Annotated in this window: 22 protein-coding genes; 9 read left to right on the top strand and 13 right to left on the bottom strand. The window is 60.5% G+C overall.

What is annotated here, in order from left to right; translation table 11 throughout:
• Positions 1-4: 4 nt before the first annotated feature.
• Positions 5-385 carry a diacylglycerol kinase gene (locus tag RHIBUN_RS0127195; protein WP_037217716.1) on the bottom strand — a complete coding sequence of 127 codons (381 nt, stop codon included), beginning with the start codon at positions 383-385 and terminating at the stop codon, positions 5-7.
• A gap of 117 nt (positions 386-502) precedes the next feature.
• Positions 503-1,519: a nicotinate-nucleotide--dimethylbenzimidazole phosphoribosyltransferase gene (gene cobT, locus RHIBUN_RS0127190; RefSeq protein ID WP_025661986.1), complete on the bottom strand. Its 1,017-nt coding sequence runs from the start codon at positions 1,517-1,519 to the stop codon at positions 503-505.
• A gap of 138 nt (positions 1,520-1,657) precedes the next feature.
• Between cobT and RHIBUN_RS0127185 the strand changes: the two genes are divergently transcribed.
• Genes RHIBUN_RS0127185 through RHIBUN_RS0127175 form a run of 3 tightly spaced genes read left to right on the top strand, consistent with a single transcriptional unit; the run spans position 1,658 to position 3,372 of the window.
• Complete coding sequence (locus RHIBUN_RS0127185; RefSeq protein WP_025661985.1) at positions 1,658-2,440, top strand: adenosylcobinamide-GDP ribazoletransferase; 783 nt, start codon at positions 1,658-1,660, stop codon at positions 2,438-2,440.
• Positions 2,441-2,458: 18 nt separating this feature from the next.
• Positions 2,459-2,674, top strand: a complete 216-nt coding sequence (locus tag RHIBUN_RS0127180; protein ID WP_025661984.1) for a DUF1289 domain-containing protein — start codon at positions 2,459-2,461, stop codon at positions 2,672-2,674.
• Positions 2,671-3,372, top strand: a complete 702-nt coding sequence (locus RHIBUN_RS0127175) for a TIGR02281 family clan AA aspartic protease (protein ID WP_025661983.1) — start codon at positions 2,671-2,673, stop codon at positions 3,370-3,372. Before RHIBUN_RS0127180 ends, RHIBUN_RS0127175 begins: the two co-directional genes overlap by 4 nt.
• 10 nt (positions 3,373-3,382) lie before the next feature.
• Here the strand turns inward: RHIBUN_RS0127175 and RHIBUN_RS0127170 are convergent, their stop codons facing one another.
• The 3 genes from RHIBUN_RS0127170 to RHIBUN_RS0127160 all read right to left on the bottom strand — a co-directional run bounded on the left by RHIBUN_RS0127170 (position 3,383) and on the right by RHIBUN_RS0127160 (position 6,781).
• A complete protein-coding gene (locus RHIBUN_RS0127170) occupies positions 3,383-4,144 on the bottom strand; it encodes an ABC transporter permease (protein ID WP_025661982.1) in 762 nt (253 codons plus the stop codon).
• Positions 4,141-5,067, bottom strand: coding sequence for an ABC transporter ATP-binding protein (locus RHIBUN_RS0127165; RefSeq protein ID WP_025661981.1), 927 nt, complete (start codon positions 5,065-5,067; stop codon positions 4,141-4,143). The genes RHIBUN_RS0127170 and RHIBUN_RS0127165 overlap by 4 nt, the downstream gene beginning before the upstream one ends.
• 397 nt (positions 5,068-5,464) lie before the next feature.
• Positions 5,465-6,781: an extensin family protein gene (locus RHIBUN_RS0127160; protein ID WP_025661980.1), complete on the bottom strand. Its 1,317-nt coding sequence runs from the start codon at positions 6,779-6,781 to the stop codon at positions 5,465-5,467.
• Positions 6,782-7,067: 286 nt separating this feature from the next.
• On the opposite strand from RHIBUN_RS0127160, the gene RHIBUN_RS0127155 reads away from it, so the two are divergent.
• Positions 7,068-8,114 (top strand): GGDEF domain-containing protein, encoded by a 1,047-nt coding sequence (locus RHIBUN_RS0127155; RefSeq protein ID WP_025661979.1) that lies wholly within the window; start codon positions 7,068-7,070, stop codon positions 8,112-8,114.
• A gap of 117 nt (positions 8,115-8,231) precedes the next feature.
• On the top strand, positions 8,232-8,651 hold the full coding sequence (locus RHIBUN_RS0127150) for a DoxX family protein (protein WP_025661978.1): 420 nt from the start codon (positions 8,232-8,234) through the stop codon (positions 8,649-8,651).
• Positions 8,652-8,731: 80 nt separating this feature from the next.
• Here RHIBUN_RS0127150 and RHIBUN_RS0127145 read toward each other — a convergent pair whose 3' ends face one another.
• The 7 genes from RHIBUN_RS0127145 to RHIBUN_RS0127115 form a co-directional block, all read right to left on the bottom strand.
• Positions 8,732-10,141, bottom strand: a complete 1,410-nt coding sequence (locus RHIBUN_RS0127145) for a pyridoxal-dependent decarboxylase (RefSeq protein WP_025661977.1) — start codon at positions 10,139-10,141, stop codon at positions 8,732-8,734.
• 112 nt (positions 10,142-10,253) lie between these two features.
• Entirely contained in the window at positions 10,254-10,469 is a 216-nt protein-coding gene (locus RHIBUN_RS0127140) for a hypothetical protein (RefSeq protein ID WP_018854771.1), read from the bottom strand.
• A 262-nt stretch (positions 10,470-10,731) separates the two neighbouring features.
• Entirely contained in the window at positions 10,732-10,890 is a 159-nt protein-coding gene (locus tag RHIBUN_RS36980; RefSeq protein WP_167354909.1) for a hypothetical protein, read from the bottom strand.
• Between the two features lie 127 nt (positions 10,891-11,017).
• Complete coding sequence (locus RHIBUN_RS0127130; protein WP_025661976.1) at positions 11,018-12,679, bottom strand: alpha/beta-hydrolase family protein; 1,662 nt, start codon at positions 12,677-12,679, stop codon at positions 11,018-11,020.
• A gap of 55 nt (positions 12,680-12,734) precedes the next feature.
• A complete protein-coding gene (locus RHIBUN_RS0127125; protein WP_051420105.1) occupies positions 12,735-13,757 on the bottom strand; it encodes a linear amide C-N hydrolase in 1,023 nt (340 codons plus the stop codon).
• 87 nt (positions 13,758-13,844) lie between these two features.
• Positions 13,845-14,672: a hypothetical protein gene (locus RHIBUN_RS0127120; protein WP_037217713.1), complete on the bottom strand. Its 828-nt coding sequence runs from the start codon at positions 14,670-14,672 to the stop codon at positions 13,845-13,847.
• Between the two features lie 137 nt (positions 14,673-14,809).
• Positions 14,810-16,630: a methyl-accepting chemotaxis protein gene (locus RHIBUN_RS0127115; RefSeq protein WP_025661973.1), complete on the bottom strand. Its 1,821-nt coding sequence runs from the start codon at positions 16,628-16,630 to the stop codon at positions 14,810-14,812.
• A 320-nt stretch (positions 16,631-16,950) separates the two neighbouring features.
• Between RHIBUN_RS0127115 and RHIBUN_RS0127110 the strand changes: the two genes are divergently transcribed.
• The 4 genes from RHIBUN_RS0127110 to RHIBUN_RS0127095 all read left to right on the top strand — a co-directional run bounded on the left by RHIBUN_RS0127110 (position 16,951) and on the right by RHIBUN_RS0127095 (position 18,767).
• Positions 16,951-17,334: an acyl-CoA thioesterase gene (locus RHIBUN_RS0127110; RefSeq protein WP_025661972.1), complete on the top strand. Its 384-nt coding sequence runs from the start codon at positions 16,951-16,953 to the stop codon at positions 17,332-17,334.
• Between the two features lie 2 nt (positions 17,335-17,336).
• Positions 17,337-17,927, top strand: coding sequence for a hypothetical protein (locus RHIBUN_RS0127105; protein ID WP_025661971.1), 591 nt, complete (start codon positions 17,337-17,339; stop codon positions 17,925-17,927).
• Positions 17,928-17,995: 68 nt separating this feature from the next.
• Entirely contained in the window at positions 17,996-18,442 is a 447-nt protein-coding gene (locus tag RHIBUN_RS0127100) for an SRPBCC family protein (protein ID WP_018116196.1), read from the top strand.
• A gap of 1 nt (position 18,443) precedes the next feature.
• The gene (locus RHIBUN_RS0127095; RefSeq protein WP_198021182.1) at positions 18,444-18,767 is read left to right on the top strand and encodes a metalloregulator ArsR/SmtB family transcription factor; all 324 of its coding nucleotides are present in this window, start codon (positions 18,444-18,446) and stop codon (positions 18,765-18,767) included.
• Positions 18,768-18,820: 53 nt separating this feature from the next.
• Here the strand turns inward: RHIBUN_RS0127095 and RHIBUN_RS34090 are convergent.
• On the bottom strand, positions 18,821-19,107 hold a 287-nt coding region (locus RHIBUN_RS34090), incomplete at its 5' end, for a transposase (protein WP_037217711.1).

Below are 19,107 nucleotides of genomic sequence, written 5' to 3'. Positions count from 1 at the left end.
GCCTCTATCCAAACAGCAGATGCTCGCCGATCGTGAACAGCAGGAACACGCCGCACGCAACGATCATGCAGACGACGGCGAAGGAGCCGAGATCCTTGGCGTGCTTTCCGACCATGGAAATCTCCGGCGAAATCCTATCGATGACTTCCTCGATCGCCGTGTTCAGGGCCTCGACGGCAAAGAGGGCAAGAAATAGCACGACAGCAATCATCAGCTCGGCAAGCGTTGCCCCGACGACGATCAGGAGGATCACTGAAAACGCGAAGAACAGCAGTTCTTGCCGGAATGCAGCCTCCCTGATCAACCGCCTGAAGCCGCCCAGCGAGTAGCCGGCGGCTGCAAAAAAGTGGCTGATGCCGGTGAGTTTTGTCACGGCAGGTTTCATCAATTGCCCTCGTTGTCCGTCAATGGCGGCCTTGTCGCCGCCAGTCAGAAATTGCGAATACCGGTTCGCGGTCGCCGCGGCAAGGACTCCGTCATCAACCTGTCACAAACCTGAAGGTCAGTGCTTGTTGGTGACGCCTGCCTGCGAAAACGTCGCCATGCCGGAATGGCAGGCCGCCGCCGCCTTGACGATCCCGGCCGCAAGGGCCGCCCCCGTCCCCTCGCCGAGCCGCATGCCGAGCGCCAGAAGCGGCGTCTTGCCAAGCATTTCGATTGCCCGCAAATGGCCCGGCTCGCCGGAGACGTGGCCGATCAGGCAGTGATCGAGCGCCGAAGGATTGGCCGCCTTGAGGATGGCGCCGGCTGCCGTTGCGACGTAGCCGTCGATCAATACCGGAATCTTCTCGACACGCGCTGCAAGGATCGCTCCCGCCATCGCCGCGATCTCACGACCGCCGAGGCGGCGCATGATCTCGAGCGGATCGTCCAGATGATCGCTGTGGAGCGCAACGGCTCGCTCAACGGCTGCGATCTTGCGCTCCAGCATCTCGCCTTCGGAACCCGTGCCCGGACCAACCCAATCACGCGCAGTGCCGCCGTAAAGGGCGTAGTTGATCGCCGCTGCGATCGTGGTGTTGCCGATTCCCATCTCACCGATGCAGAGAAGATCGGTACCGCCAGCGATCGCTTCCATGCCGAAGGCCATGGTCGCCGCACAGTCACGCTCGGACAAAGCAGGCTCTTCGGTAATGTCGCCGGTCGGATAGTCGAGCGCCAGATCGAAGACTTTCAGGCCGAGGTCATAGGCGACGCAAATCTGATTGATCGCAGCGCCACCGGCCGCAAAATTCTCGACCATCTGCTGCGTGACGGCAGGCGGAAACGGCGTGATGCCCTGCCTAGTCACGCCATGGTTGCCGGCGAAGATCGCCACCAGCGGCCGATTCACTGCAGGCACCCTGCCCGTCCAGGCGGCGAGCCAGAATGCAATTTCCTCAAGCCGTCCGAGCGCACCGGGCGGCTTCGTCAACTGCGCATCGCGATCGCGCGCGGCAGCAAGTGCCCTGGCATCCGGTCCCGGCAGATCGCGCAAAAGTGCCCGAAAATCGTCGAACGGCAGGCCTGAAACGCTCATGAATTCGGCTTCCTTGTCTTGGTCGGTAACTTGTCTTTTCGCTGCAAATCAGCTTCTTTCGTCGCAACTCTCTTAAAGGCAGGCGCCGAGGCGAACAACACCTAAAGCGCTGCATATGGTCGCGGGGTCGGGGTCAGAATGAATATCGGAAACTATGCGGCCGACCTTGCTCGTGCGGTTGCCTTCCTCAGCCGTATTCCGATGCCGTCTTTTGCCTTCGCCGACTTTAACGGCAAGCTTGACCGCGCCTCCCGTGCCTTCCCCGCGGCGGGCATTGTCATCGCACTGCTGCCTGCGCTTGTCTTGCTGGTCATGCTTGGCCTGCGCGCCGACCGGCTGATGTCGGCCTTCGCCGCGCTTGCCGTCCAGGCGGCATTGACCGGCGCGCTGCACGAGGATGGCCTCGCCGACTGCGCCGATGGCCTCGGCGGCGGGCGCGACCGCGATCACGCGCTTTCGATCATGAAGGACAGCCGCATCGGGACCTACGGCGCGATCGCCTTGATTCTGTCGTTTGCGCTTCGCGCGGCGGGACTCGCCGCTGTCGTACGAGAAGCCCCGCCCATGGCTGCAGCCCTTGCCATTCCGGCGATCGCCTGTATCAGCCGCGCCGCGCTCGTTTGGCACTGGCATCGGCTGCCGGCAGCAAAACCCGATGGTGTGGCGGCCGCCGCGGGACAGCCGGGCGACGGTGCGATGCACATGGCGCTCGCCACAGCCTGCCTTTTCGCGGCCCTGCTGCTCTGGCCGAGCCTTGGCCTCCTGCCCCTCGTCTGCGCCCTTCTCGCCTGCGGTTTATCCGCCATGGTCTTCACGCGCATCGTCCGTCGCAAACTCACGGGACACACCGGCGACACGCTTGGGGCTACCCAGCAGATTTCGGAGATCGCCGCCTTCTGCGCCCTTGCCATGGCTTTCTGAAATCTCGATATAGATTGCATGCAAACACCTTGCATCCACGTCTGCTCAATTGATCCGGAAACCGCCCTGTGCACGGGTTGCGGTCGCACGCTTCCGGAGATCGGCGGTTGGATTTCCTTTTCCGACGAAGAGCGCCGACGTCTGATGACATTGTTGCCCGCGCGGCTTGCCGCATGCGGACTGACGACCCCATCGAAGCCGACTCAGCAGGCCACAGCGGAGCAGCGTGCATGAACCGTCTGACGATCGTCCTTGCGGTCCTTGGCCTCGGTCTCGCAGTCCTCTTGTTCAGCGGCGACACGACCCGCGTCTTCGGCATGCGAACCGATGATTTCGGCCGCTTTGTCTATCTGCTTCCGATTGCACTAATGCTGGCCGCCGGCATCTGGGCGAGGCGCACGAGCGCCAGCGAGACACTGCGCAACCTCATGATCTGGCTCGTGCTGATCCTCGCTCTTGCGACCGTGTATCTGTATCGCCAGGAAGCGCTTGGCGTCGGTAACCGCCTGCTGGCCGGCCTCGTGCCGGGGCGTGCCGTTGTCGTGACAACCAGCGAGGGCGGTCAGGAGGTGATCCTTCACAAAGTCCTGAACGGCCACTACGAAGCCTATGTCACGGTCAATGGCCAGAGCATTTCCATGCTGGTCGATACCGGCGCCAGCATGATTGCGCTGTCCCGCGAGGATGCGAAGCGAGTTGGCATCATCCCGGAAAATCTCGATTATTCGATGAGCGTAATGACCGCCAACGGCCGCGCCCGCGCAGCTCGCGTGACGCTTGCCGAGGTCGCAATCGGCCCGATCGTTCGTCACAACGTCCCGGCCAGCGTCGCTGAGGACGGCAAGCTCGACCAGAGCCTGCTCGGCATGAGCTTCCTCTCCACCCTCGGCTCCCTCCAGATCCAGACGGACGAACTGCGGATGCGAGACTAATGGCCTCGGTCTAGCTCCGCAGCCTGTATCCCGTCTTGAAGATCCAGCCCAGGCTACCGAGGCAAATCAGCAGGAAGAGCGAGATCATCCCGAGGCTGACCAGCGGATTGACGTCGGCAATGCCGAAGAAGCTCCAGCGGAAACCACTGACAAGGTAGAGCACCGGATTGAAGTGGCTTACCGCCTGCCAGAACGGCGGCAGCATGTTGATCGAATAGAAACTGCCGCCAAGAAACGTCAGGGGCGGCACGACCAGCATCGGGATCAGGTTCAACTGTTCGAAGTTGGCGGCCCAGATGCCGATCATGAATCCGAAAAGGCTAAAGGTGATCGCCGTCAGCAGGAAGAACAGAACCATCATCCCCGGATGCTGGATCCTGATATCCACGAATAGATTCGCCGTAAGCAGGATGATCACCCCGATCATCAGTCCCTTCGTCGCCGCCGCACCGACGTAGCCAAGCAGGATCTCGCTCATGGCCACCGGGGCCGACAAGACCTCGTAGATCGTGCCGGTAAACTTCGGAAAGTAGATGCCGAACGACCCGTTGCTGATGCATTGGCCAAGCAGCGTCAGCATGATCAGGCCGGGCGTGATGAACGCGCCGTAGGATACCCCCTCCACTTCCTGGATCCGCGAGCCGATCGCCGCGCCGAAAACGATGAAATAGAGCGACGTCGAGATCACCGGCGACACGACGCTTTGCAGAAGCGTCCGGCGCGTGCGCGCCATTTCGAAGAAATAGATGGACTTGATGGCTTCGACGTTCATTTCGCTCCTCCCACGAGCGCCACGAAGATGTCTTCCAGCGAGCTCTGCTGCGTCGAAAGATCCTTGAAGTGAATGTTGTGCTCGCTGAGCCGGGTCAGCAACGTGGCAACGCTTTCCTGTTCTTTCTCTGCATCGAAATCGTAGATCAGGCGGGTGCCGTCTGCGACGAGCGAGAGGCCGTTGCCGGCAAACCGATCCGGCAACGCCTGCAATGGCTCGGTCAATTCGAGAATGAGCTGCTTGCGGCCAAGCTTGGCCATCAGCGCCGTCTTGTCTTCCACCAAAAGCAGCTCCCCGCCGTTGATGACGCCGACACGATCGGCAATCTCTTCCGCCTCTTCGATGTAGTGTGTCGTCAGGATGATCGTGACGCCTGAGCGTCGCAGCTTCTCCACGACATGCCACATGTCCTTGCGCAGCGTCACGTCCACGCCCGCGGTCGGCTCGTCGAGGAAAAGGATTTGCGGTTCATGCGACAGTGCCTTGGCAATGAGCACGCGCCGCTTCATGCCACCGGACAGCTGCCGCAGCATATTGTCTTTCTTGTCCCACAGCGACAGATCGCGGAGCACCTTGTCGATATGCCCGGGATTGGGCCGCTTGCCGTGCAGCCCGCGGGAGAAGCTGACGGTATTCCACACGGTCTCGAACTGGTCCGTGGTAAGTTCCTGGGGAACAAGGCCAATCATCGAGCGCGTCGCCCGGAACTCCTTCACCACGTCATGGCCATCGACCGTGACCGTGCCACCGGTCGGATTCGTGATACCGCAGACGATTGAGATCATAGTTGTCTTGCCCGCCCCGTTCGGCCCGAGCAAGGCTAAAATCTCACCCCTCTCGACATCGAGATCGATGCCCTTGAGCGCTTGAAATCCGTTGGCGTAGGTCTTGGTGAGATTTCGGATGGAAATGATGGGGGCCATGAACTCTTCTGACATCTGCGGCGGGAGTTGCTGGGGCGCTATATATCCGCTTTGAGTAGTTTTGACATCCCAACACAGGTGAACAGAGTATTCACTCGCGTGAAAAGGCGCACGGGAAGAAAAGATCCTTCGCGCCTTCAGCGAACCCCAAAGCAGCAGATGTCATCAGACGGTGATATTTCTGATCCATAAAGACGGCGAGGCAAGCAAGCGCTCTCCGTCCCGCCGCACCCCTTGCGGAGCCGCCGTCCGAGCGATCTCGTTACGCTCCTTTGCTTCCTCGGCATACAGTAGAATGTATTACCTATGATGACATGAGATGACAGGATCCGGCTGGGCGGCCGTCGCCCGCGCCGCCTTCGCATTGGGGGCCGGCTCTCGGGCCGGCCTTTCCTTTTCAATCGCAGTAGACCCTACCGCTCTGGCGTGCGCGCAGATCGAAGTGAAAATGGTTCCAATGCTCTGGATTGCTGCCCGGTCCGAGCACCGTGTTGAAGTACTTGCAGCTGTCGCTGCGCACGGCCTGCAGCAGCCTGCCCTCCCGGAAAGAGAACAACCCTTTCTTGCGCACGTCGATCGCGTGACCGCTCTTCAGGACAAACTTGCCGACATCGATTGCGTTGCCGTGAGCGTGCTCGGACATCGGATTGTAGCGCTGCCGGCTGTTGTTCATGCGGCGGCAGCTATATCCGCCGAGGGGCTGGATGGTCTTGATACCGGACCAGTAGCGAAAGCGGGCGGAAGGCGCGAGCTCGTTCTTGACCCATTTGGCGAAGGCGAGCGTCACCTGGCAATTCAGCGTCACCGCCGGCCGGACGCCGATATTGCCTGACAGGCCCTGCAATGAGATCGGGTACGGCACCTGGCAGGCCGGCCCGTTTGAGATCGGCGGCTTCTCGGTATAGACGACACCCATCCGCTTCAACTCACGGCGACAGGCAAGCTCCGAGGCTGGCATTACGCTCGGATCAGCGGGCGCGACCGGTTCGCTCATCATCGGCGCGGTCGGGTTGTTCGGTCGCAACATGGCGACCTCGTTCTCTTCGGGCACGCGCGCCGGCGCAACCACCCGCCTTCCGTCATTCCAGACAGGTGCGTTACCCATCTGCGCCTGCGCCGCGGGCGCAGGGATCCGCGCGCTGTTAAGCTGGGTCGGATTTTCGGTGCCGATGCCATCGACAACGGGCTGGTCGGACTGGCCCTCGGCGATCTGCTGCTGTTGCTCCTCTGCCAGACCGACGACAGGCTCCGCCCCCAGTTCAGCATCCATATTGACGCCACCGGTAGGCACGGAAAGTGGCTGCGTTCCGCCCCAGGTCGAAGGCTGGTTTCGAAGTGAGCCGGCAGCGCCCTGCGCGCCCGCCATCGCCTCGTCGCTGTCGATCATTGGCAGTCGCCCGGGCTGCGCGGATGCCCGTAGCGTCTGGCTGCCACTGCGGCTCTCACCTGTTCCAGCAAGATTGGGGGTGTTGAGATAATCCACCGATCCTGCGACATCGCTGACAGGCGCGTTTGCGGCCGGATAGGCCTGCTCGCTCGGCGCTGTCTGCATTTGCGGCACAGGTGCACGGCGGCTTGCCGGAGAGATCGATCCCACCCGTGTTCCATTGTCCACCTCGCCGGGCGGAATAAGGCCATCGGTGGAACACGTCACCAAGGCTGTCGATAGCAGCACGGGCAATACGTATTGCCGAAGAATGGGAACAAACGCCATACTCTCATCGCTTCCGAGGAACGGCAGGGATCTAAAACTTGAGCCGAAATTTAACGATGAACGGTGAACGAAAGCTTACCCGGATCGCGACTGCCGCCCCCAACTCCCGAAACCGAGCCCGGACAGCACATGTCCAGGCCAAGGACAAGACGCTGGCCCGACGCGCAGCTGTCACAATTTGGACATAGCCGCCCTCGACAACACAAGTTGCCGCATGCTGTACAAAAACGAAATCTTAAGTCATTCCAACGATTGTAAGATTGAGCCATCCAACGTCGGACCGGGTATGAGTTTCTTCGCTGCTTTCGTCAAAATCGCAGACCCGATGGCGTCATCCCGAGGTAGCAGCGAGGCTGCCGTGGCGGCGCTGGAACGCCAACTCGCGGACAAGGAGCGGCAGCTCGAACAGCAGGCGGTCGCCCTCGCGCACAGCCGGAAGATATTCGATCGCTCGTCCGAGGCCGCACGGATTGGCGTATGGGAATGCAGCCTACCCGACAATCAGCTTGTCTGGACCAAGATGGTCTACGATCTCTTCGACCTGCCACATGAGGCGAATCTCGACCGCGCCGAGATCCTGAAATGCTACTCTAGAGAATCGCTTTCCGAGCTTATTCGTCTCCGCGGCCGAGCGATCGAGGATCGGACCGGATTTACGCTCGATGCCGAGATCCTCACGCCCAAGGGCCATACGCGTTGGATTCGCATCACCGCGACCGTTGAGTGTGAAGACGATGTCCCCGTCCGGATCTTCGGCATGAAACTCGACATCACGGCTGAAAAGATGATGTACGATCAGATCCGCTATCTGGCGGAATTCGACATCCTGACCGGCCTGCCGAACCGCGCGCAGTTTCAGACCGCGCTGCAGCGCCTGCCTCTGCGCTCCGTTGGCGGCAATGCCGCTGCCCTGCTTCTGATCGACCTCGACGGCTTCAAGGGCATTAACGACACCTTCGGCCACCAGGCGGGCGACGATTGCCTCAAGGAAACGGCAGAACGGTTGCTCGCAGCGTGCGCGGGGGCAGACCTCGTGGCACGGATTGGCGGCGATGAGTTCGCAGTTCTCGTCAGCGGCTACGACAGTGTCGAAAGCGTCGCCGCGCTCGCCGGGACAGTCGTTCGGCGCCTCAACCGCTCTATCGAACGGAACGGCGCCAAAATGGATGTCGGCGCATCCGTCGGGGTTGCCTTCCACGACGCATCGCTGCGTTCTGACATCTTCGTTTGCGCCGACGCCGCGCTCTACAAGGCGAAGAGCGACGGCAAGAACCGCTTCCAGGTCCACCAGGCTCCCGCCTGCATCGACAATCCAAAGATGGACGCCGCCTAACCTCTCCCACGCATTGACCGAGCAACGTGCCTTCTGAAACGCTGGCGACGGATGCACGCGTCTGGACTATACTGCAGGCTGACTGCGGTCATCGGCAACGTGCGTCGGGAGTGGCATATGGCAGACAGCAGATCCCCGGTCGCCCCAGGCGCCCGCGACATTGCAATATTGATCGGCCGGCTGCTTCTCGCCTGGATCTTCCTGCATGAAGGCGTCTCGCTGGCGTTGAATTTTTCGGGCGCCGTCGAGATGGCCGCGCAATTCGGCTTGAGCGTTCCCCTGCTTGTGGCAACGATCGCACTCCAGATCGGCGCCGGCCTATCTATTGCGGGCGGGCTCTTGACCCGCTTCGGCGCAGCCGCCCTGGGCCTGTTTTGCGTCGCAACCGCCACGCTCTACCACACGAACTTCAGCGACCAGAACGAACTCCTTCATTTCGAGAAGGACCTGGCCATTGCTGGTGGGATGTTTGTGCTCGCCGCGGTGGGAGCCGGCGCTCTCTCGATCGATCACTGGCTGAGGAGCCGCGGGCAGTAGCGCCGGTCGAACTGAAAAATCTGAACACCTACCCTCGTCGCCGACCGTCGCGAAGATTATTGCGCGAAGTCACCATGCGGTCACGCAGCGGCGCACCGCTCTCCCCGATAGGCTCTCACGATCGCCTCGACCGCCTCCACCGCCTGGGCAGTGTTCGTCTGGTAGTTCGTGACTGACAGCCGCAAGACCTGCCTGCCGCGCCATATCGCGCCACCGGCAAACAGGGCGCCTTCCCGCTGCAAGGCACCGATCGTTCGCTTGGTCAGGTCGTCGGCCTGCTCGGCCGGCCAGTCCGCTCCGAAGCGCACTATCACTTGGTTGAGCAGCACATCGTTGGCGATCGCAATTCCCGGCTCTTTGGCAAGCGCCTGCGCTATGGATGCCGCGACGTCACTGGCGCCATCAACCAAGGCCTCGATGCCCTGGCGTCCGAGATGTCTGATCATCGCCCACGTGGCAAAGCCACGCGCGCGCCGCGACAGCTCCGGCACATAGTGCGAGGGATCGCGCTCGCCTTCGCTGGCAAGCGGCAGATAGCTCGCCGATATGGTCATGGCCCGCCGATGCGCGACTTCGTCGCGGACGATTGCATAGCCGCAATCGTATGGCGTCTGCAGCCACTTGTGCCCGTCCGTCGCCCAGCTGTCCGCCTGCTCCACGCCTGAAGTGAGATGACGGCGCCGTGCCGATACCTGCGCCCAGAGGCCGAACGCCCCGTCGACATGCACCCATGCGCCCTTCGATTTGGCGATCGGGATCAACCTGCCGAAATCATCGCAGGCACCCGTATTGATCTGCCCGGCCTGGAGGATCGCTATGCGCGGGCCAGAGACATCAGCAACGGCCTGTTCGAACCCTGCCGGCACGATACGCCCCTGATCATCAGTCGGGACCCGTATCACGCGGTCGTGGCCGAGACCGAGAAACTGCAAGGCAGAAAATACCGTCGTATGCGCATCATCGCCGATCAGCACTGAAATGGGCGGCGCTCCGAACAGCCCGTTGGCGTCGGCATCCCAGCCGGCGCGCAACAGTACCTCGCCTCGGGCCGCCGCCAGGCAAGTGAAATTCGCGACGGTTGCGCCGGTAACGAAACCTACTGAGGCCTCTAAGGGGAGTCCGAGCAGCTGAAGCAGCCAGCGCCCGCCCACTGTTTCAACGGCCGCGGCCGAAGGCGATACCGTATGGTTGCCGGCATTCTGTCCCCACGCACTGGTAAGGAAGTCAGCCGCTACCCCCATTGGGTGAGAGCCACCGATGACCCAGCCGAAGAAGCGAGGGCCGGTCATCAAATGCAGTCCGGGCTCGGCCGTTGTTACTAGCTCGTCAAGCACGTCGACAAGTGGCGATGGCTGTTCCGGCAGCGGAGCGGCGAAAGCCTCCAGCGAGCCGGCGTAATCCCGCAACGGATGATGAGGCCGACTATCGATCGTGTCGCGAAAGCGCGCGGCATGGTCGGCAGCGATTGAGAACAGTTCCTTCGTGCCCATGCGTCCGCCCCCCAACATCAGGCAGTTGAGCCTGCGATGGCGGAGAATAGCCTGAACTCAGTGCCGGAGCCAGCCAAACGGCTCACCCCCCCGACGGAACGCTTTCAGATAATCAGGCGCCTGCACTGCGAAGTGCCACGGGCGCCTCGTGTTTCTCGCTGCCGTAGAGCTCGTTCATGATCTTGGCGACTTCGACGGCATAGCCTTCCGTCAAGCCGTGCAATATCTGCCCGCCGAAGGATGCGGGCTCCTCGGTGTCGTTGTCCCACACCATCCAGAGATCGAGCGGGTCGCAAATGACGTCGTAGCGTAGGTCGGAACTGTACATGGGTAGATTGCCTCGATAACCCCACCCACTTAACCCACTGACTCTTAACGTCCTCTTGCTTTGGACTAGCAATTAGGGTGAACGATTTTTTGTGCTGGTGGCCGGAAGCCCAGAAACGACCAGGACAAAAACGGTTCTTGATCCTGCCGGAGCTCTCGCAGCGATGTCGTCGCCACGCGGCAGGTAGGCCCTGAATACAAGTTGCGACGCCCTTCAGAGGCGCTCGCGGCCGTCGGCACAGAGCAAATCCAAGGTCCCCGTTTTATTGCGCAGGGACGCTCCCCGTAACGATACGATCCGTTTTCATCACGTCCATCTGCGGCCAGTTGGACGCGGCTTCGGTCGCCGGACGGCTGCCGACTGCCAGAATTGTGATCAGACCGGCCACGATGGCAGTCACAATCAAGCCGCTATAGGTCATGTTTCGAGCCTCAATGCTGTGGTTTCCCAGCCACTGCGGCGCAAACTGATACGAGAGCCTAAATGAAAGCATAATGAACGTGGTTAACGCACAGCCTTTCCGTTCTTGACCGGCGTGTTGTGGATAACTAATCGGCAGCACTGGCCTGCGCGGACCGCTCGTGGAACAACCGCTTCAACGCATCGAGCTTCTCAGCATCAATCTTCGGGTCGGTCACAGAAACCCAGCCATCGATATAGTGCTGGGGCGCATAGACGTGACCGTACCCCATGGGAGAGCTCGTGGCGATTGCCACGTCGACCAGCAATTGCAGCATCGTCAGCGCGGGAAACCAACGCAGGCTCGGCGAAACATCCGGGCCGCGCGGACGCCTCATCCATGCCGGCTCCCGATAGAAGGAATAGGCATCGAAGAAGGTTATTGGGTCGCTGGCATACTGCAGGTAGACGATGCGAATGGGTCCCCAGGTCGCCCCGGGAATATCGAGGTGGTTCGTCTGGTTGGTAAATCGGATGAGGGATCCGTCGCGGAACTGCGGCAGCCACGCGGGCGACTGGGGATTGCGCGCCGCCGTCACGTCTCGCCACATCCTGCTTTCAAAAGGGGGCCCGCTCCACAAAGCCCCCTGAAACGGATCCGCGACAATGTCGAATATATCGGCAGATACCTGCGAATTCAGCGCGCCAAGGCTTAGGCCATGCAGGTAGAGCTTCGGTCTCTTGTCTCGTGGCAAGGTCGTCCAGTAGCCATAGACTTCCCGAAACAACGCCTTGCCTGAGGCCGAGCCATATTCCGGCTCAACCAGCAGCGATAGCCAACTCGCCAGATAGGAATATTGAAGAGCGACGCTCGCCACGTCACCGTGATGCAGATATTCGAGCGGGTCCATCGCCTGCGGGTCGATCCAGCCGGTGCCGGTCGGAACGATGATGACAAGAAGCGAGCGTTCGAACGCGCCCTGCCGCTTCATCTCCTCGAGTGCGAGCTTTGCGCGCCCCTCGATCGTTTCAGCGTTGTTCAGGCCCACATAGGTTCGTATCGGCTCGCGCGCAGGCGCCTTCCAGAAATCGCTGATCTCGGCCGCGGTCGGTCCCGAAGCGATAAACTGGCGTCCGCGACGCCCAAGTCCCTCCCAAGTGACAAGCGAGGCAGTGCTCCCGGTCTTTGCCGGGTCATCTGGCATTGGCACGCCCGTTTCCACAAGCGCGTCGACGCTACGGAACGAACTATCAGCGAGATGCAATCCCGCCCGCAGCAATACGCCATCCACGACCGACCAGAAGAGTGCGATCGCAAGAACACCTGCGATGACCTGCGAGACGCGGCGCGGAACGTATCGTGATAGCCATCCCGACAGGAACAGACAGGTGAACCGAAACAGCCGGCCGATCAGAACAGCAACGAAGAAGGTGACGATTGCGACGAACGCGACGCTGAAGGGTTCAGCGGTATCGACGCGCTCCATGTGCCACAAGTCGCGAATGGAATTCTGCCAGTCGACAACTCGCCGAAGGAAGATTACGGCCAGCACGACGCCGAGTACGCAAACGATCAGGTTGCCGCGCAGCCTGCCAACACCGGGGACCCGCAGTTCCAGGTACTTCCAGAGCCAGCTGAAGGCCACCCCGAAGAAATATCCCACCGCGGCGGCAATGCCAGACAACACGCCTTGAATCAAATAGGAGCGTGGCATCAGGCTCGGCGTCAGCGACGCGGCGAAGAAGATGAAGCCAAGCGCCAACCCAGGCGTCGAAAGCGATACGAACAGGCGCAACAGCAAACGTTTCATGCGTTCCCTCTCATGCGTCTTGCGCCGGTAAAGGCAGCACGACCGACCAGCCTGCCTACATCTGAAGTCCGAGGAACTTGAACGGCTGAGAGTCCTTGAACTCCTTTGTCGCGTCCCCGGAATAGGTGTGGTCCTGGTTCTCGCCCAGGTCGAGTTTCTTCACCTTACCGCTCCCCTTGGAGAAGTCGATTGCCTTGAGATCGACCCAGAACGTATTGGGTGTCAGGGCCGACTCGAAGAAATACAGCATGCGCTTGTGGTCGACGACGGTCCGCCAGCGCGTCGACGAAATGTTCGGCTCTTCGGGCGTGTTCAGGCCATAAGGGACCGAGGTGTTTCGAATGACGCTGAAGACACTCGCCAATGCCCTGTTGGGGTCCTCATCCTTGGGAATGGCATTCACATAGAACGACGCGCGCGCGAAACGGTCGGACGCCCGATTTGTGCCCGGCAGCATGACTGTCCCGCCGATCTGCTTCCAATAGGTGTTCAGCGCCAGTTGCTCATCGAAGGTCGGCGAATTCGTCATCACCTGGTATTTGCGGTCGTGGTGAATGACCTGCTTGCCCTTGATATATTCGACGATCGCGCTGTCGCCGGTCTTGTCGGACATGGATAGATGAAGCGTCGTGAGCCGGTTCTCACCTGGCACGTTGTCGCTGACAATCGTGAAGGGTTCCTTTTCTAACGCCGCTACAGCCTCGTCGACGGTCGCGAAGTTATCGAGCACATACTGCCCCCACGCGGCGATCGTCAGGCCGGGCTTGCTGTCCTTGTCAAACTTCGGATACTCGGATTCGACGAGCCAGAGCAGATTGACATTAAGGCCCGCCTCGTTGAGCCCATCGGTCGTCGATACGTCGTATCCCGTCGCAACAACGCTGCCGTATTTCGCGGTCCACTTGATCGAGTTTGGCCCCGCCTCACCATTGCGTTCAATGCCGCGCGGAAGCACCCACAGGTTCGTGGCAACGTCGCTCTTCCAATCCATCGACCGCGCGGTGATGATGTTGCCGTCAGGGCCGAGATAGACCAATCGCGTGCATGCCTGAGCCGCCGATTGCCCGAAGACCATCATCGATCCGACGGCGAACGCAACAAGCGAACGAGCCAGAGGGTTATTGCCGAAGATCATCCGCTACTCCATTCGTTGTTTTGAACTGAACTAGAAGCGCATCGAGAAGCCGACGACCGGCCCATGTTGGCTGACATCCCAGCGAAACTTGTTCGCGCCGGTGAAATCGTCGTTCTCATAGTCCTGATACAACAGACGATAGCCTGCACGCAGGATCGTCGGCTTGCCCAACATCTCCATCCGGTACCCGAGATACGCCTGCGCATTGACGCTGACCTTTGAGCCGACATCGAAACCGCCGACGTCAGCCTCGGCAAACAGGTTCCAACGGTCGGTGAGGTCGGCGTTCATTCGAAGGCCGATGAATGGATCGGCCCAGTCAGAACTCTTCGTCGAACTGACGCCAAAGGCAGAAACGTCTGCCTTCAGTTCTGTCCAGCGAACGCCGACTGTCGGCTCGAAGGATATTGTGCGCGGCTTTCCAAAGACGGTCTGCCCGCCAAGTTCTACTTCATACGCTTTGAAAAACGCCCCCGCAGCAAGTGTCGTGGTTTTTATGTCGATCCCGATCTCATGCGCGAAGACCCGCTCATCCTGGCTTGTCTGAACATGCTGCCCGTCGAAGTAGACACCCCATTTGCCGTTCGTGACTTCGACGTTGCCCATCAGCGCGAGATCGAGATGGTCGAAGATTTCAGAGAACGGCACGTCCACGTCGGTATCGAAGCCGGCAAGCGACGCGTTGCCTTTCAGGGAGGCTGCCCACACATAGGGGCTGACAATCACTGCCCATTCGCGTTCCGGCTCCATGCGTTCGGCATCAAAATCGGCAGCCCTGGCTGCCGAAAACACAATCGACGATAGGCAGAAAACGAGACTGAAAAGGCTCCTCGGCAGGCAAGGCGAGAATCGAAGCATTCTTAGCCTCCGTTGGGGACGCCATGCACCTTACTATCTGAAAGCGCAAATTCAAGGGACGCACGAGGGAGTAGACGCAGACAAGAGGGCTCCCGAACACCGTCCGGGAGCCCTCTTCCTCCTTAGGGATTTACCGTTCAGGCTGCGTACGACATGCGTCCGGCGCTGGTCCCGCCGGCAGCCCGTAGTCTGAAATTGGCAAGCAACGTGCTCAACTGCCGGCTTTCGTCGGCCAGCGTCTGGCTTGCAGCCGTGGTTTCCTCGACCATCGCGGCATTCTGCTGCGTCATCTGGTCCATGTGATTGACCGAAGTGTTGATCTCGTTGAGCCCCGTGGCCTGCTCGCGAGCCGCAGTCGCGATTGAAATGACGTGATTGTTCACGCGGTTGACCAGTTCCTCGATTTCGAGCAACGCATCCCCAGTCGAACGCACGAGCGTCACGCCGTTGTTTACCTCGCTTGCCGAGGTGCTGATCAGCACTTTGATCTCCTTCGCTGCATTGGCGGAGCGCTGTGCCAATTCGCGCACTTCCTGTGCGACCACGGCGAACCCGCGTCCCGCCTCGCCCGCGCGCGCTGCCTCCACTCCGGCATTGAGTGCGAGGAGGTTTGTCTGGAAGGCAATCTCATCGATGACGCCGATAATCTGGCCGATGCGGTTCGACGAATCCTCGATCCGGTTCATCGCGGTGACTGCATTGCGGACGATATCGCCAGACTTGCCGGCGCTGGTCTTGGTTTCCGCCACCATCTCGCGGGCTTCTGCTGCACGTTCGGAAGCGGTCCGCACCGTCGCAGTGATCTCGTCGAGAGCTGCCGCCGTTTCTTCCAGCGCAGCCGCCTGCTGCTCGGTACGCTTCGACAGATTGTTGGTCGCCTCGCTGATGTCGCCGGCGCTGTCGTTGACGACGCTGGTCGACTCCGCGATCGCCCGGATCACGCCGTTCAGTGCGTCCACAGCGGAATTGAAGTCGGAGCGCAGCTTGGCATAATCCTGGCCGAGATCGCCGATCGACACGGTCAGGTCGCCCGCAGCCAGTTTCTCAAGTCCCGCGCCGAGCGACTGGATCGCGAAGGTCTGGCGATCCGCTGCCGAGCGCCAGTTGGCCTCGTTGCCGCGACGCTCCTCCTCGATCTGCAACTGTTGCTGGCTCTCGCGATCCCGCATCAGGGCCCGCTCACGGACGGAATCCCGCAGCACAAGGAGAGACTTCGCCATGGCGCCGATCTCGTCGCGCCTGTTGTGGTCGACAATATCGACGGCGCCGGCTTCATCGGCAATGGCGTTCATCGCACCCTTCAGCCGGGCGATCGGCGCCGTGACGCTGCGCACAATCCCGAAGGCCACGGCGATAATCACGATCGCGCCGACGAGGCAGGCGCCGGCGGCCCAGATCGCATTCTGGCGATAGAGCGCCGCAAGATCGTCAGCATAGACGCCGGTACCGACCACCCAGCCCCAGGGCTCGAAACCGACCACGTGAGAATATTTCAGCACAGGATCCGCTGCACCCGGCTTCGGCCAGTAGTAGTCGACGAAGCCCTCACCGCTCCTCTTCACGGTGTTGGCGAACTCGACGAAGATGAACTTGCCAGTCGGATCCTTGTTCTGCGACAGGTCCGTTCCGTTCAGCTCCGGCTTGATCGGATGCATGATCATCGTCGGATGCATGTCGTTGATCCAGAAATAGCCGTTGTCGCCGTAGCGCATGGCCGAAATCACTTCCTTCGCTGCACCCTGCGCCTGCTCCCGCGTCTTCGCGCCGGATTGTTCCAGCTTGTAGTATTTCTGGAAGATGGCGATGGCCGTGGCATCCATTTGCGCAAGACCGTGCTTGCGCTCGCTCTCCAGCTTTGCGTGCGAATAGTTGAGGAAGAAGGTGATCGCGAGCACCAGAATAGCCAGTGCCAGTGCCACGAGAGAATAAAGGCGGGTAGAAATCTCGACGTTACGCATTTAGCCCCGGCAGTTCAGAATTTAATAATGGTCGAATACTGCTATGCGGGTCTTACCGGATGGTGAATTTGAATTGGATTTTATTGAACTGCCGTAAGGCGAGAGATTTCGCCAGGGACTCACTTCTCGCGACAAAGCATTGATTTATTTCAACAAGCTTCCACCCATACAAACACGCTAGGTAAGATCTTATAGAACTATGGTAGCAGTCTGCGGCGTTGTACGCATCGCCACCGGACCAGGCCGCGTTTCGCTTTAAAGGCATCTGCGCTAGGGTCCCTCGGAATCGTTGTCCCCGTATCACTGAACAGGAGCCTTCCATGACCGACGCCAAGCCGAATGGCGCGCTGACCCTTCGCACAGTGGCCATGCCGGCCGACGCCAATCCAGCCGGCGACATTTTTGGTGGCTGGGTCATGGCACAGATGGACCTTGCCTCGGGCATCACCGCATCCGAACGCGCCAAGGGCCGCGTCGTCACCGCTGCCGTCAAGGAAATGGCCTTCGCCCTACCGGTGAAGATCGGCGATACGCTGTCAGTCTTCACGACAATCGAACGCGTCGGCCGCACGTCGATCACACTGTCGGTCGAGGCCTGGGCGACCCGCGCACGATACAACAACATGGAAAAGGTGACGGCCGCGACCTTCATCATGGTCGCCCTCGACGAAAGCGGCCAGCCGATGCCGGTTCCCGCGGAGTAGGCATGGAAACGGTCGCCTCGCCGGAGGTCTTTCTCCACATCAAGGTCGTGATGGGGATGGTGATCTCGCTCAGCCTTGCGCGGCTGCTGACCGGGATCGCCGGCATTATCCAACACCCCGGAAAGGCGAAGCCCTATGCAGTGCATCTCGGCTGGGCAGCCTCCATGTTCCTCTTCATCATCCACATCTGGTGGTGGGAGTACCGGCTGCAGGCCGTACCGGTGCTCCATTTCGGCGTCTATTTGTTTCTCATCTGTTTCTGCGGGCTGTTCTTCATGTTGTGCGCCCTGCTCTTCCCCGCTTCGCTGGATGAGTACGGCGGCTACGAGGAATATTTCTACTCCCGCCGCAAGTGGTTTTTCGGCACGCTCGCCATCACCTATGCTGTCGACATCGTCGATACGGCGATCAAGGGAGCCGATCACATCCAGTCGCTCGGCTGGGAGTTTCCGGCGCGCAACGTCGTCTACATAGTACTCTGCTGTATTGCCGCCTGGACCGGAAGCCGCCGCTTCCACACTACTTTTGTCTGCCTCAATCTCATCTATCAGATCAGCTTCATTTTCCGCATCTACGATGTCCTCGGATTATGATGCGCAACTTTTTGGTTGCCAATTTGTCGCGGATATGCGATTAAAAAGGCAACCAGGAGGTTGCTGATATGTCTGATCGCATCGAGAAGATCATCGAACTGAACGCGCCCGTCGAACGCGTCTGGAAGGCCATCACCGATCACCGCGAGTTCGGCGAATGGTTCCGCGTCCAGCTGGACGGACCCTTCGTGCCGGGAGAGAATTCGACCGGCCACATCACCTATCCCGGCTACGAGCACATCCGCTGGCAGGCGACCGTCAAGCGCATGGAGAAGCCCGAGCTCTTCTCCTTCACCTGGCATCCCTACGCCATCGATCCTGATGTCGACTATTCCGGCGAACCGCCGACCCTCGTCGAATTCCGCCTGGAGCCGACGCCGTCAGGGTCGCGCCTGACAGTGACGGAGTCAGGTTTCGACAAGGTCCCGCCGCATCGCCGCGAGGAAGCCTTCCGGATGAACGACGGCGGCTGGGCCGAGCAAATGAAAAACATCAAGGAATACCTCGATCGCTAACATTGAATTCCGCCGCGACAATGCGGCACCCCTGTTTGCCGCCTTGGGAGACCCGACGCGCCTGTCGCTGCTGACAACCCTCAGCGACGGGTGCGAGCGCTCGATCGCCGGCCTCTCCGCCGGCACCGAGCTTACCCGCCAGGCGATAACGAAACACCTGCATGTGCTGGAACAGGTCGGCCTCGTCCGCTCCACTAAGGTCGGGCGGGAAAGCCATTACGCCTTCCAACCCGATCGGATCGGCGAGATGCGCGCCTATCTCGACAGCGTCTCCCGGCAATGGGACGACGCGCTCGAGCGCCTGCGCGCCTTGGTGGAGCGTTAGGCCCCTGGCGTGCAGCAAGCCACTAGTAGCGCGTTTTCGTGGTTCGAATCATATCAAGCAGCCTCGGCGAGCTTGTATGACCATGTGTGGATGACGGGATGACGATTGATGTCGTCGATACCGGCCATAATGCGTTCCTTGAGCTCGTGTTTTGAGGTCACCCGGATGTGGCGCAGGACGGAGCGGGCGAACTTGGAGAAGAAGCCCTCGATCAGGTTGAGCCAGGAGCCGTGTTTGGGCGTGAAGGTAAATTCGAAGCGGCCTGCCGGTCGTTTATCGAGCCAGGCTCTGGTTTCTTTCGAGATGTGTGCGGAATGATTGTCGAGGATCAACTTGATGG

The organism is Rhizobium sp. IBUN (assembly GCF_000510625.1).
Classification (GTDB): Bacteria; Pseudomonadota; Alphaproteobacteria; order Rhizobiales; family Rhizobiaceae; genus Rhizobium; species Rhizobium altiplani.
The sequence above is the reverse complement of the archived record's forward strand: the minus strand, read 5'-3'. Positions and strand labels throughout refer to the sequence as shown.